Annotated in this window: 11 protein-coding genes and 1 pseudogene; 5 read left to right on the top strand and 7 right to left on the bottom strand. The window is 64.3% G+C overall.

Annotated elements, in window-relative coordinates:
• From HMPREF2716_RS06490 to HMPREF2716_RS06510, 5 genes and pseudogenes are all read left to right on the top strand, one after another.
• Nucleotides 1-440, top strand: a pseudogene (locus HMPREF2716_RS06490) (acetyl-coenzyme A synthetase); the annotation flags it as partial.
• Between the two features lie 97 nt (nucleotides 441-537).
• A complete protein-coding gene (locus tag HMPREF2716_RS06495) occupies nucleotides 538-1,419 on the top strand; it encodes an oxygenase MpaB family protein (RefSeq protein ID WP_003109315.1) in 882 nt (293 codons plus the stop codon).
• A 124-nt stretch (nucleotides 1,420-1,543) separates the two neighbouring features.
• Nucleotides 1,544-4,810, top strand: a complete 3,267-nt coding sequence (locus HMPREF2716_RS06500) for a DUF748 domain-containing protein (RefSeq protein ID WP_023105605.1) — start codon at nucleotides 1,544-1,546, stop codon at nucleotides 4,808-4,810.
• Between the two features lie 4 nt (nucleotides 4,811-4,814).
• Nucleotides 4,815-5,108, top strand: a complete 294-nt coding sequence (locus tag HMPREF2716_RS06505; RefSeq protein WP_016562379.1) for a DUF2845 domain-containing protein — start codon at nucleotides 4,815-4,817, stop codon at nucleotides 5,106-5,108.
• A complete protein-coding gene (locus HMPREF2716_RS06510; RefSeq protein ID WP_003100526.1) occupies nucleotides 5,105-5,419 on the top strand; it encodes a DUF2845 domain-containing protein in 315 nt (104 codons plus the stop codon). Before HMPREF2716_RS06505 ends, HMPREF2716_RS06510 begins: the two co-directional genes overlap by 4 nt.
• Before the next feature lie 59 nt (nucleotides 5,420-5,478).
• On the opposite strand, the gene HMPREF2716_RS06515 is transcribed toward HMPREF2716_RS06510, so the two are convergent.
• The 7 genes from HMPREF2716_RS06515 to infB all read right to left on the bottom strand — a co-directional run bounded on the left by HMPREF2716_RS06515 (nucleotide 5,479) and on the right by infB (nucleotide 12,918).
• Nucleotides 5,479-5,676, bottom strand: coding sequence for a CsbD family protein (locus HMPREF2716_RS06515; protein ID WP_003095174.1), 198 nt, complete (start codon nucleotides 5,674-5,676; stop codon nucleotides 5,479-5,481).
• Between the two features lie 49 nt (nucleotides 5,677-5,725).
• Nucleotides 5,726-6,070, bottom strand: coding sequence for a BON domain-containing protein (locus tag HMPREF2716_RS06520; protein ID WP_003095177.1), 345 nt, complete (start codon nucleotides 6,068-6,070; stop codon nucleotides 5,726-5,728).
• A 272-nt stretch (nucleotides 6,071-6,342) separates the two neighbouring features.
• Nucleotides 6,343-8,448 (bottom strand): polyribonucleotide nucleotidyltransferase, encoded by a 2,106-nt coding sequence (gene pnp / locus HMPREF2716_RS06525; protein WP_003095181.1) that lies wholly within the window; start codon nucleotides 8,446-8,448, stop codon nucleotides 6,343-6,345.
• 173 nt (nucleotides 8,449-8,621) lie between these two features.
• Nucleotides 8,622-8,891 carry a 30S ribosomal protein S15 gene (gene rpsO, locus HMPREF2716_RS06530; protein WP_003095184.1) on the bottom strand — a complete coding sequence of 90 codons (270 nt, stop codon included), beginning with the start codon at nucleotides 8,889-8,891 and terminating at the stop codon, nucleotides 8,622-8,624.
• A gap of 95 nt (nucleotides 8,892-8,986) precedes the next feature.
• The gene (truB, locus tag HMPREF2716_RS06535; RefSeq protein ID WP_003100522.1) at nucleotides 8,987-9,901 is read right to left on the bottom strand and encodes a tRNA pseudouridine(55) synthase TruB; all 915 of its coding nucleotides are present in this window, start codon (nucleotides 9,899-9,901) and stop codon (nucleotides 8,987-8,989) included.
• Nucleotides 9,902-9,903: 2 nt separating this feature from the next.
• Nucleotides 9,904-10,293 (bottom strand): 30S ribosome-binding factor RbfA, encoded by a 390-nt coding sequence (rbfA, locus tag HMPREF2716_RS06540; RefSeq protein WP_003095188.1) that lies wholly within the window; start codon nucleotides 10,291-10,293, stop codon nucleotides 9,904-9,906.
• Nucleotides 10,294-10,395: 102 nt separating this feature from the next.
• Nucleotides 10,396-12,918 (bottom strand): translation initiation factor IF-2, encoded by a 2,523-nt coding sequence (gene infB / locus HMPREF2716_RS06545; protein ID WP_003113908.1) that lies wholly within the window; start codon nucleotides 12,916-12,918, stop codon nucleotides 10,396-10,398.
• Nucleotides 12,919-12,945 lie beyond the last annotated feature (27 nt).

Raw genomic sequence — 12,945 nt, forward strand, 5'->3', positions numbered from 1 at the left:
GCCGCGACGAGGACGGCTACTACTGGATCACCGGCCGGGTCGACGACGTGATCAATGTCTCCGGACACCGGATCGGCACCGCCGAGGTCGAGAGCGCGCTGGTCCTGCACGATGCGGTGGCCGAGGCGGCAGTGGTCGGCTGCCCGCATGACGTGAAGGGCCAGGCCATCTACGCGTTCGTCACCCTGATGGCCGGCAGTCAGCCCAGCGAGGCGCTACAACAGGAATTGCTGGCCCTGGTCGGCAAGGAGATCGGCAGCTTCGCCAAGCCGGATCACCTGCAATGGGCGCCCAGCCTGCCGAAGACCCGCTCCGGCAAGATCATGCGGCGTATCCTGCGCAAGATCGCCTGCAACGAGCTGGACAGTCTCGGCGATACCTCGACCCTGGCCGATCCGGGAGTGGTGCAGGGGTTGATCGACAATCGCCTCAACCGCTGACCCGCGCAACCGTCCCGCCGCCCTGCGGCGCGGGACGGTTCCAGTCGCTCCGGCGCCTGGGTTAAGCTCGTGCCTGCCCCGTCGTAGCGAGCCCCCCATGGAAAGCGTCCGTCGCCATATCGAAAGCCAGGTGCTGAGCCTTACCGGGCTCGCCGTCGGCGGTGTCGACTTCGAATCGCCGAAAGGCGATCCGGGCCTGTTCGGCCCCGACGCCGCCTGCTGGAAGGTCCACGGCGACTTCAGCAGCATGATGATCGGCGGCATCGGCGCGCTGCTCCTGCAGATGCTCCATCCGCTGGCCCTGGCGGGGGTGTGGGACCACTCCAATTTCCGCGACGACCTGCTCGGGCGCCTGCGTCGTACCGGTCAGTTCATCTCGGCCACCACCTACGGCCCGCTGGCCGATGCCGAGCGACTGATCGAGCGGGTCCGGCGCATCCACGAAAGCGTCATCGGCCAGTTGCCCGACGGCACGCCCTATTCCGCCAGCGACCCGGATCTGCTGACCTGGGTGCATGTCGCCGAGGTCAGCAGCTTTCTCAAGTCCTACCTGCGCTATCTCAATCCCGACCTGCCGGGCAGCGAGCAGGACCGTTACTACTCGGAAATCGCCCTGGTCGCCGAACGCCTCGGCGCCCGCGCGGTACCGCGCGACCGCGAGCAGATCGCCGCCTACCTGGAGGCGATGCGTCCGCGGCTGCGTTGCGACGAACGCACCCGTGAAGTGGTGCGGATTCTCTTCAACGCGCCGGCGCCCAGCACCCTGGCCAGGCCGTTCGGCGCGCTGATGCTGCGCGCAGGCGCCGAGCTGTTGCCGGAATGGGCCGGATCGATGCTCGACCTCCCGTTCAGTCCGCTGCAACGCCGCCTGATCCGCGGCAGCGTCAGGCGCAGCGTACCCTTGCTGCGCTGGGCGGTGCGCAACGCTTCGATGCATCGAGCCTGCCGGCGCATGGGGCTGCCGCCGGTGAGTCACTGAACTTTCGTGCCGTGACAGCAAGAATACCCGTCCAAAGGCTCTGAAACGGCGCGAATCACGGTCGGAACCTTGAGGCCGTGCCATACTCCAACGCACCGCTTAGAACGGAAAACGAAAGAGAGCCATGCCCAAAGGACTGAAACGCGCTGTCAGCGCCCTGCTGATCACCTTCCTCGTCTATTGCCTGCTGGGCTTCCTGCTCATACCCGGCATCGGGCTGCGCGTCGCCAACCAGCAACTGGCGCAATACGCCACCGTCCCCGCACGTCTCGAACGTATCGAATTCAACCCCTTCAGCCTGGAATTGACCCTCTGGGGTCTGCGCCTGGGCGACGAGAAGAACCCCCAGCTGGCCTTCCGCCGGCTGTACGCCAACCTGCAGCTGGACAGCCTGTGGAAACGCCAGCTGCACCTGGCCGACGTCGAGCTGGAAGGTCCGCATACCGAACTGCTGTTCGACGAGAAGGGCCAGCTCAACCTGGCCAGCCTGTTCAGGATCCCGCCGAGCGAATCGCCCGAGCCTGAACAGCCGAGCGACCCGTTCCCGCTGCGCATCGACCGCATCCAACTGGCCGAGGGCAGCCTGCACTTCCAGGACCTGCGACCGAGCGAGCCGGTGGACTTCAGCTTCGATCCGCTGGGCTTCGAGCTGCACAACCTCAGCACCCTGCCCGACGACGGCGCGAAGATGACCCTGGTCGCCACCGGCCCGAACGGCGGCCGCCTCGACTGGGAAGGCGACCTGACCCTGGTGCCGATCACGTCCAGGGGCCACCTGAGCGTCAAGGATATCCAGCTCAAGGCCTGGTGGCCCTATGTCCGCGACAATGCCCCGCTGGTGCTGGAGAACGGCGTGGTCAGCCTCTCCAGCGACTATCGCCTGGACCTGTCCAAGGACACCCAACTGCTGCTCGACAAGGCCGCGCTGAAACTCGCCGACTTCAGCATCAATTCGCCCCAGGGCAAGCCGCTGGCCAAGCTCGCCAGCCTCGACGTGGCCGCTACCACCCTGGACCTGGCCAAGCAGGAAGTGGTGCTCGGCGAAGTCCGCAGCCAGGGCCTGGAGGCCTGGGCCGCGCGCGAGAAGGACGGCCAGCTCGACTGGCAGAAACTGTTCGCCGACTTCACGCCGCCGCCACGCAAGGCGCCTGCACCCAAGCCGGCGGAAAACACCGATCCCGCCGCTGCCCCGACCGACGCGGCGAAGACCACCAGCGAACCGGCAACCGACGGTGCCGCCAAGGCAGCCGCGATAGCCTCGGGCGAAGCGAGCAAGGACAGGCCGGCGGAGAAGGACGCCAGCGTCGCCGAGACGGAAAGGGCAACGGACGACAAAGAGTCCGCCAAGGCCGCGGAAGGCGCTGCCGACAAGGTAGCCAAGCAAGAGACGAGCAAGGCTCCGAAGACCGGCAAGGCAACCGGGCAGGAAACGGCCAAGACTGCGGAGATCGACAAGGCGGCCAGCGACTCTCCGCAACAGCTCGCCGGCACTGCAAAGACGCCTCCGCCGGAAAGTACGAAAGCCGCCGCGGAGACGCCTGCCAAGCCCTGGCACATCGTCCTGCGCGACGCCCAGTTGCGCGGCTACAAGGCGCACCTGGTGGATCGCCAGCCGGCCACCGAGGTCCCGCTGGAAGTCGGCCCGCTGGACCTCGACCTGCAGAACGTCGACAGCCTCGGCAAGACCCCCTTCGACCTCAAGCTCAAGACCAGCCTCGGCAACCGCGGCCAGGTCCAGGCCAGCGGCCAGGTGGTGCTCGACCCGGTCAGCGCCAGGCTCAAGGTCAGTACCCGCGACATCGACCTGCGCGTGGCCCAGGCCTACATCTCGCCGTTCATCCGCCTGGAACTGCGCAGCGGCTTCCTTGGCAGCGAGCTGGCGGTCGACCTGAAGAGCGTCGAGCCGCTGGCTTTCAGCGTCGACGGCAGCGCCGAAGTCAGCCAGTTGCATACCCTGGATACCATCAAGGACCGCGACTTCGTCAAATGGACCAAACTGACCCTCAACGGCCTCGCCTACCGGCACGAGGACAGCCTGTCGATCCAGAGCGTGTCCTTCGAGGAGCCCTACGCCCGCTTCATCATCAACGAAGATCGCAGCACCAACGTCAGCGAGCTGATCATCCCGCAACCGGCTAGTTCGTCCGGCAAGACCGCCGCCGAAAGCAAGAACGCGCCGGCGAGCAAGCCGCTGGGCATCCATATCGGCGGCGTACGGATCAACAACGGCTCGGCGAACTTCGCCGACCTGACCCTGATGCCGCCGTTCGGTACCGCCATCCAGCAGCTCAGCGGCGAAGTCGGCACCCTCGACACGCGCAACTCGCAGCCGGCCAAGGTGGACATCAAGGGCAAGGTCGACAAGTACGCACCGGTGACCATCGCCGGCGAACTGGACCCATTCGACCCGCTGAAGAAGCTCGACATCACCACCAGCTTCAAGCGCGTCGAGCTGACCACCCTGACGCCCTATTCCGGCAAGTTCGCCGGCTACCGCATCCGTAAGGGGCGACTCAACCTGGACCTGCACTACCAGATCGAACGCAGCCAACTGAAGGCGGAAAACAAGGTCCTGCTGGAAGGCCTGCAACTCGGCGAGAAGGTCGACAGCCCGGATGCTGTGGACCTGCCGGTGAAGCTGGCGGTAGCCCTGCTCAAGGACACCAAGGGCAACATCGATATCCAGTTGCCGGTGGCCGGTGATCTGAACAACCCGGAGTTCAGCGTCATGCCGATCGTCTGGCAGACCCTGCGCAACCTGGTCCTGCGCGCCGTGCAGGCGCCGTTCAAGTTCATCGCCGGCCTCGCCGCCGGCGGTAACGAGGATCTCGGCACGGTACCCTTCGCCGCGGGCAGCGACGAGCTGACGCCAGAAGCCCAGGCCAACCTCGACAAGCTCGCCGATGCGCTCAAGGAGCGGCCGGCGCTGCGCCTGGAAGTGGAAGGCGTGGCCTCCGCCGCGGCTGACGGTCCCTCGATCGGCGCCAAGCGTCTCGAACTGGAATACCAGAACACCTACTACCGCATGCTCCAGCGTCGCGGCGACAAGGTACCGAGCGACGCCAAGCAGCTCGAGGTGCCGGAGAACATGCAGGCACCGCTGCTCGAAGGCATCTACCGGACCCGCCTGAAGCAGCAGCCACCGGCCGAGTGGAAGGAACTGGACAGCGACGAACGCACCGCGAAGATGCGCGAAGCGGTGATCGCTTCCTGGGCCAAGAGCCAGGTGCTGCTGCGCCAGATTGGCCAGGCCCGGGCCACCCGGATCAAGGATTACCTGGTGGAGAAAGGCCAGTTGCCGGACGATCGCATCTACTTGATCGACGTCAGTTTCGCCGAAGGCGAAGACAAGGGTAATGTCGACACCCAACTGCACCTGGATAGCGAGTGATACCGTGCACAAGCGATTCGCCGCCCTCGCGGCCCCCCTGCTCTACCTTGCCTGCGCGAGCGCACAGGCCGACACCATGCGTTGCGGCAGTGCGCTGGTCAGCGTCGGCGACCGGGCCTTCGAAGTACAGCAAAAGTGCGGCGCTCCGGATCACCGCGACGACGTCGGCTATACCCTGGGCAGCTACGATCGGCGGGAATTCAAGGTCGAGGAGTGGGTGTACGGCCCGCGCAACGGCGTGACCTACATCCTGACCTTCGAAGCCAACAAGCTGAAACGCATCGAGTTCAAGCGTTGAATCGCTCGCTTCCGCGCACCGGGCTGGTGGCGTTGCTGTCCCTGCTGCCGTTGGCACATGCTCAGGCCGATTCGCTGCGTTGCGGCAGCCGCCTGGTGAGTACCGGCGACAGCAGCGCCGACGTCCTTGCGCGCTGCGGCGAGCCACGCAGCCGCGACAGCCTGGGTTATCGCGAGGTCGTCGGGGAATGGGGCAAGCGCTACGAGGTCGAGGTCCAGGAATGGGTCTATGGCCCATGGAACGGCATGCTGTATTTCGTCCGTTTCGAGGGCAACCGCCTCAGCGCCATCCAGAGCCGGCGCGGCGACTGAATCCAGCGCCCATGAAAAAGCCCCGCCGGGCAATCCCGGCGGGGCTTCTTTCTACCTGTTCACAGGCGGTCGCTGAAGTCGCGAACTTCCTGTTCAGCCCTTTCCTTGGACCAGCCATAGCGTTCCTGCAGCTTGCCGACCAGGTATTCGGCATGTCCGTCGGCAGCCTGGAGATCGTCGTCGGTCAGATCGCCCCAACGCTCCTTGATCTTGCCGGTGAGTTGCTTCCACTTACCTTTGATCACATCGGAATTCATCGGTCTTCCTCCTGGTGACGAGGGAAAAGGGATCGTTCGGCCCGGGCGCTTACTCGACCGATTTCAGGCCATCGGCGGAAACGGCTTTCACGCCCTTGATGCCCTTGGCGGTCTCGATCGCCAGGTCACGCTCGGCATCGCTCTTCACGTTGCCGGAAAGGGAAACCACACCTTTGTTGGTCTCGACCTTGATATCGACGCCACTGACATTCTTGTTGGCGATCAGGCTGGATTTCACCTTGCTGGTGATCCAGGTATCGGAAACCGCTTCTTCGGTTTTCTGCATAGTGTCGTTGGCCGCCAGGCTGATGGGCTGGGCAGCGAACGCATTGGCCATCGAGAAGCTCAGAGCAGTGGCAGTAGCAGCGGCAATAGCGAGTTTGCTGAATTTCATTGCGGTTTCTCCTATGGATTTCGAAAAACTGCAGCCATTCCTGGCGTCAGTTGCATAGTAGATATCGCAAGCGCTGTGCCAGTTTTCCTCTAAAATAAAATCATTTAAAAACAATAAGTTAAAAAACAGACTGGAAGCGAGACGGTTGCAGAATGCCGAATTGGGGATGACAGGGCTTGCAAAATGCAAGGATACGCCCCCTTCGCCGAGAAGCGTGTCGCGGAAACGAAAACAGGGCCCGAGGGCCCTGTTTTCATCGATCACGACTCGACTTACACGCCGGAAGCTTCGGCGGCAGCCACGTCCTTGATCGACAGCTTGATGCGGCCACGGTTGTCCACGTCGAGCACCAGGACCTTCACTTCCTGGCCTTCCTGCAGCACGTCGGTGACCTTGTCGATGCGCTTGTCGCTGATCTGCGAGATATGCACCAGGCCGTCCTTGCCCGGCAGGATGTTGACGAAGGCACCGAAGTCGACGATGCGCTCCACCTTGCCGACGTAGATCTTGCCGATCTCGGCTTCCGCGGTGATCGCCAGGACGCGCAGCTTGGCGGCCTCGGCGGCTTCCTTGGTTTCGCCGTAGATCTTCACGCTGCCATCGTCCTCGATGTCGATCGAGGCCTTGGTCTCTTCGCAGATACCACGGATGGTCGCGCCGCCCTTGCCGATGACGTCGCGGATCTTGTCCGAGTCGATCTTCATCTGCAGCATGGTCGGGGCGTTCTCGGACAGCTCGGCGCGAGGCTTGGCGATGACCTGGTTCATCTGGCCGAGGATGTTCAGGCGAGCTTCCAGGGCCTGGCCCAGGGCGATCTCCATGATCTCTTCGGTGATACCGTTGATCTTGATGTCCATCTGCAGGGCGGTGACGCCCTTGTCGGTACCGGCAACCTTGAAGTCCATGTCGCCCAGGTGGTCTTCGTCACCGAGGATGTCGGTCAGGACGGCGAACTTCTCGCCTTCCTTGACCAGGCCCATGGCGATACCGGCGACCGGCGCCTTGACCGGCACACCGGCATCCATCAGCGCCAGGGAGGCGCCGCACACGGAGGCCATCGAGCTGGAACCGTTGGACTCGGTGATCTCGGAAACCACGCGAATGGTGTAGGGGAACTCGTCCTGGGTCGGCAGCATGGCGGCGACGCCACGACGGGCCAGACGGCCATGGCCGATTTCACGACGACCCGGGCTGCCCATGCGGCCGCACTCGCCTACCGAGAACGGCGGGAAGTTGTAGTGCAGCATGAAGGCGTCCTTGCGCTCGCCTTCCAGGGTATCCAGCAGCTGGGCATCACGCGCGGTGCCGAGGGTCGCGACGACCAGGGCCTGGGTTTCGCCACGGGTGAACAGCGCGGAACCGTGGGTCTTGCCGAGCACGCCGACTTCGATGCGCAGCGGACGCACGGTACGGGTGTCACGACCGTCGATACGCGGCTTGCCGTTGACGATGTTCTCGCGAACGGTGCGGTATTCCAGCAGGCCGAATACGTCCTTGACCTCGGAAGCCGGGAACTTGCCCTCTTCCTCGCCGGCGAACAGGGCCACGGCCTGGTCGCGCAGCTCGCCCAGACGGTTGTAGCGGTCCTGCTTGATGGTGATGGTATAAGCCTGGGAGATCGCTTCGCCCAGCTCTGCCTTGATGGCGTTGACCAGCACGGTGTTTTCCGCCGGGGCTTTCCAGTCCCAGGCCGGCTTGCCAGCTTCGGCGGCCAGCTCCTTGACGGCACGGATCACCGCCTGGAACTCGTCGTGGGCGAACAGCACGGCACCGAGCATCTGGTCTTCGGTCAGTTCGTCGGCCTCGGACTCCACCATCAGCACGGCGTCTTCGGTACCGGCCACGACCATGTCGAGGCTGGAACTCTGCAGTTGCTCGTAGGTGGGGTTGAGGATGTAGCCGATTTCCGGGTGGAAACCAACGCGGGCGGCGCCGATCGGGCCGGCGAACGGAATGCCGGAGATCGCCAGGGCGGCGGAGGTGCCGATCATCGCGGCGATGTCCGGATCGGACTTCTTGTTGGTGGAAACGACGGTGCAGACGACCTGCACTTCATTCATGAAACCTTCGGGGAACAGCGGACGGATCGGACGGTCGATCAGGCGCGAGGTCAGGGTTTCCTTCTCGGAAGGACGTCCTTCACGCTTGAAGAAACCACCGGGGATACGGCCTGCGGCGTAGGTCTTTTCCTGGTAGTGCACGGACAGCGGGAAGAAGTCGCGGCCTTCGGCCGGCGACTTGGCGCCGACCACGGTGACCAGCACGCTGACGTCGTCCATGGTGACCAGTACGGCGCCGGTGGCCTGGCGAGCGATACGGCCGGTCTCGAGAGTGACGGTCGACTGACCGAACTGGAATTGCTTGGTTACCGGGTTCACGGTGTCTTTACCTTCTATGTTGCCTTGGGGGAAATCGGTGGAATGCCGGGAGTCGGACCCGAATCGATTCCTAGAAAGCGCGAAGCTGGAAGCCCGACGCCGATACCCGCCTCGTGTGCGGGTATCGACGCCAGACTTCCAGCTCCTTGCTTCAAGCTGCCGACCGGCGTCGCTTAGCGACGCAGACCCAGACGGCCGATCAGGGCAGTGTAGCGAGACACGTCTTTGCCCTTCAGGTAGTCCAGCAGCTTACGGCGCTGGTTAACCATACGGATCAGACCACGGCGGGAATGGTGATCCTTGCCGTTGGCCTTGAAGTGATCCTGCAGCTTGTTGATGTTGGCGGACAGCAGGGCTACCTGCACTTCCGGGGAACCGGTGTCGCCTTCAGCTTGCTTGTATTCGTTAACGATCTGCGCTTTTTCTTCAACGCTCAGTGCCATGATGGGCTTCCTCTGAGTGAACAGGCCGGGAATCGCTTCCCGTGTTTTAAAAGGAGGAATGACCGTGCCTGCTGACAGCCACCCTCGTATCGGTCTTATGACCGAATCAGTCGACGCGGGGCGATACGCCCGTCGTCGGTCACTTCACCGATACCGATGAAACGACCTGTGTGATCCTGCACCCGCAGCCAGCCGAACTTCGGCGCTTCCGGGGCCCGCACCGGCTGCCCGTGCAGCCAGTAGTACGCACTGTGCTCGGACAACTGCAACACCGGCCAATGCAACAGGCCGCTGTCTTCCGGCATCAGGAATTGGTCCAGCGCTTCCGGACCACCTTCGGCATGCACGCGTTCGAGCGTCTCGAGGGTGATCGCCTGGGCCAGGGCGAACGGCCCGGCCTGGGTCCGCCGCAGTGCCGCGACGTGCGCGCCGCAGCCCAGGACCTGGCCGAGATCTTCCACCAGCGTACGCACGTAGGTGCCTTTGCTGCAGGAAACGGCCAGGGTCGCACAGGGCGGCTCGAAGGAGAGCAAATCCAGGCGCGTAATAGTAACAGAACGCGCCTCGCGCTCCACTACCTCTCCTGCACGGGCGAGCTTGTACAGCGGCTGTCCGTCTTTCTTCAGCGCCGAGTACATCGGCGGCACCTGCTCTATGTCGCCACGGAAGCGCGGCAGGGCCTGTTCGAGATCGTCCCGACCGACGGTCACGTCCCGCTCGGCGAGCAGTTCGCCCTCGGCGTCGCCGGTGGTGGTGGTGATGCCCATGCGCATCACCGTCTCGTAACCCTTGTCGGCATCGAGAAGATACTGGGAGAACTTGGTCGCCTCGCCGAAGCACAGCGGCAGCACCCCGGTGGCCAGCGGGTCGAGGCTGCCGGTGTGGCCGGCCTTCTCGGCATTGAGCAGCCAGCGGACTTTCTGCAGTGCCTGGTTGGAACTCATGCCGCGCGGCTTGTCGAGCACCAGGATGCCGCTGATGGAGCGGCGGATACGCTTCACCTGGGCCACGCTCAGTCCTCGGTCTCGTCGCCGTGGCGGCGGCCGTCTTCGGCCACCGCACGCTCGATCAGCGCCGACAGCTCGGCGCCGCGGCGGATGCTTTCGTCGTAGTGGAAATGCAGTTGCGGCACGCTGCGCAGCTTCATCGACTTGCCCAGCAGCATGCGCAGGTAGCCGGCGGCGTCGTTGAGGATTTCCATGTTCAGGGCGATCTTGCCGGCATCGTCCTGGCCCATGACGGTGATGAACACCTTGGCGTGCGCCACGTCGCGGCTGACCTCGACACCGGTGATGGTGACCAGGCCCAGGCGCGGGTCCTTGATCTCGCGCTGGATCAGTTGAGCCAGTTCGCGTTGCATCTGATCGCCGATACGCTGGGTACGGCTGTAGTCTTTTGCCATTTTTCAACCTGCCTCCAGCGACACCCGGTCACTGGAAAAAAAAGCGACAAACGCCCGGGACAGCTGGAAGCCGGCCCGGGCGCTGTGGTTACGCACTCGCCATCAAAGGCTGCGTGCGACTTCGACCTTCTCGAACACTTCGATCTTGTCGCCGACCTTGACGTCGTTGTAGCTCTTCACGCCGATGCCGCACTCCATGCCGGCACGCACTTCGGCGACGTCGTCCTTGAAGCGACGGAGAGACTCCAGCTCGCCTTCGAAGATGACCACGTCGTCGCGCAGCACGCGGATCGGACGGTTGCGGTGCACCATGCCCTCGGTGACCATGCAGCCGGCGATCGCGCCGAACTTCGGCGAGCGGAACACGTCGCGCACCTCGGCGATGCCCAGGATGTTCTCCCGCAGATCGCTGCCGAGCATGCCGGTCAGGGCCTTCTTGACGTCCTCGATGATGTCGTAGATCACGTTGTAGTAACGCATATCCAGACCTTCGGCTTCGACGATCTTGCGCGCGCCGGCGTCGGCGCGCACGTTGAAGCCGAACAGCACCGCGTTGGAAGCCAGCGCCAGGTTGGCGTCGGACTCGGTGATGCCACCGACGCCGCCACCGACCACGCGGACCTGCACTTCGTCGTTGCCCAGGCCGCTGAGCGAGCCTTGCAGAGCCTCGAGCGAACCGCGCACATCGGCCTTGAGGACGATGTTCAGGGTCTTCTTCTCTTCCTGGCCCATGTTCTCGAAGATGTTTTCCAGCTTGCCGGCATGGGCACGCGCCAGTTTCACCTCACGGAACTTGCCTTGACGGAACAGGGCGACTTCGCGGGCCTTCTTCTCGTCGGCGACCACGGTCATCTCGTCACCGGCATCCGGCGTACCGTCCAGGCCGAGGATCTCGACCGGGATCGACGGGCCGGCTTCCTTGATCGGCTTGCCGTTCTCGTCGAGCATGGCGCGGACACGACCGTAGTTGATGCCGACCAGCACCATGTCGCCCTGGCGCAGGGTACCGTCCTGGACCAGCACGGTGGCCACCGGGCCGCGTCCCTTGTCCAGGCGCGACTCGACCACCACGCCACGGCCCGGGGCCGACGGAGTGGCTTTCAGTTCGAGCACTTCTGCCTGCAGCAGGACCGCTTCGAGCAGTTCATCGACGCCAGTACCGAGCTTCGCCGAAACCGGGACGAAGGGAGCGTCGCCGCCCCACTCTTCCGGGATCACGTCGAGAGCGGCCAGGCCGTTCTTGATGTTGTCCGGGTTGGCCTCGGGCTTGTCGATCTTGTTCACCGCGACCACGATCGGCACGCCCGCCGCTTTCGCGTGCTGCACGGCTTCCTGGGTCTGCGGCATGACGCCGTCGTCGGCCGCGACCACCAGGATCACGATGTCGGTCGCCTGGGCGCCACGGGCACGCATCGCGGTGAACGCGGCGTGGCCGGGGGTATCCAGGAAGGTCACCATGCCACGCTCGGTTTCGACGTGGTAGGCACCGATATGCTGGGTGATGCCGCCGGCCTCGCCCGCGGCGACCTTGGCGCGACGGATGTAGTCGAGCAGCGAGGTCTTGCCGTGGTCGACGTGGCCCATGACGGTGACGACCGGCGCGCGGGTGACTGCCTCGCCTTCGAACTTCAGGGACTCGGCCAGTTGTTCTTCCAGCGCGTTCTCGCTGACCAGCTTGACCTTGTGGCCCAGCTCTTCGGCGACCAGTTGGGCGGTCTCCTGGTCCAGGACCTGGTTGATGGTCACCGGGGAGCCCATCTTGAACATGAACTTGACGACTTCGGCACCCTTGACCGACATCTGGGCGGCCAACTCGGCTACGGTGATGGTCTCACCGATGTTCACTTCACGCACGATCGGTCCTGTCGGGTTCTGGAACCCGTGCTGGTTGCGCTTCTTCAGCTTCGACTTGCCACCACGACCGCCGCGACGGTAACCATCGCTTTCCTCGTCGGTGCTGCGTGGAGCCACGCGCGGAGCAGGAACCTTTTCCTTCTCCTTGACCGAGGGACGGTGCTGGGTGTGCTTGCGGTCGCGGCGGTCATCGTCCTCGTCACGCTTGGGCACGCGGCGCGGCTCTTCCTTCTTGCGCTCTTCCACGGCGGCAGGCTTGGCCACTGGTTCGGCAACCGCGACATCCGCCACCACGGCAGGCTCGGCACCGGCAGTAGCCGCTGCTTCCTGGGCAGCCTTGGCACGCGCAGCTTCCTCGGCCTTGCGCGCTTCCTCTTCGGCACGCTGGCGGGCAGCGGCCTCTTCGGCCTTCAGACGCTCCGCCTCTTCCGCCGCGCGCTGCTCCTCGAGTTCGCGCTGGCGCTCGGCCTCGATCTCGTCGGGGCTGCGCTTGACATAGGTTTTCTTCTTGCGAACTTCGACGCTCACCGTCTTGCTGCCACCCACTTTCAGCGTGGTAGTGGTCTTGCGTTGCAGGGTGATCTTGCGCGGCTCGCTGGCGCGATCGCCATGGCTGCCTTTCAGGTGGGTCAGCAGGGCTTGCTTCTCGCTATCCGTTACAACTTGTTCGGCACTGGTGTGCGGCAGACCTGCGTCACGCATCTGCAGCAGCAGGCGCTCCACCGGTGTGTCGACCACCTGGGCCAGTTCTTTCACCGTGACTTGCGTCATGCACTTCTCTCCTCAGGCCGCGACTGC

This window comes from Pseudomonas sp. HMSC076A11, assembly GCF_001810205.1.
GTDB classification, from domain to species: Bacteria; Pseudomonadota; Gammaproteobacteria; order Pseudomonadales; family Pseudomonadaceae; genus Pseudomonas; species Pseudomonas aeruginosa.

What these genes read in the sequence shown, in the direction of transcription:
- HMPREF2716_RS06495 (WP_003109315.1), top strand. Translation starts at nt 538, where the DNA reads ATGGAAAGCGTCCGTCGCCATATCGAAAGCCAGGTGCTGAGCCTTACC.
- HMPREF2716_RS06500 (WP_023105605.1), top strand. Translation starts at nt 1,544, where the DNA reads ATGCCCAAAGGACTGAAACGCGCTGTCAGCGCCCTGCTGATCACCTTC.
- HMPREF2716_RS06515 (WP_003095174.1), bottom strand. Translation starts at nt 5,676, where the DNA reads ATGAATTCCGATGTGATCAAAGGTAAGTGGAAGCAACTCACCGGCAAG.
- HMPREF2716_RS06520 (WP_003095177.1), bottom strand. Translation starts at nt 6,070, where the DNA reads ATGAAATTCAGCAAACTCGCTATTGCCGCTGCTACTGCCACTGCTCTG.
- rpsO (WP_003095184.1), bottom strand. Translation starts at nt 8,891, where the DNA reads ATGGCACTGAGCGTTGAAGAAAAAGCGCAGATCGTTAACGAATACAAG.
- rbfA (WP_003095188.1), bottom strand. Translation starts at nt 10,293, where the DNA reads ATGGCAAAAGACTACAGCCGTACCCAGCGTATCGGCGATCAGATGCAA.
- infB (WP_003113908.1), bottom strand. Translation starts at nt 12,918, where the DNA reads ATGACGCAAGTCACGGTGAAAGAACTGGCCCAGGTGGTCGACACACCG.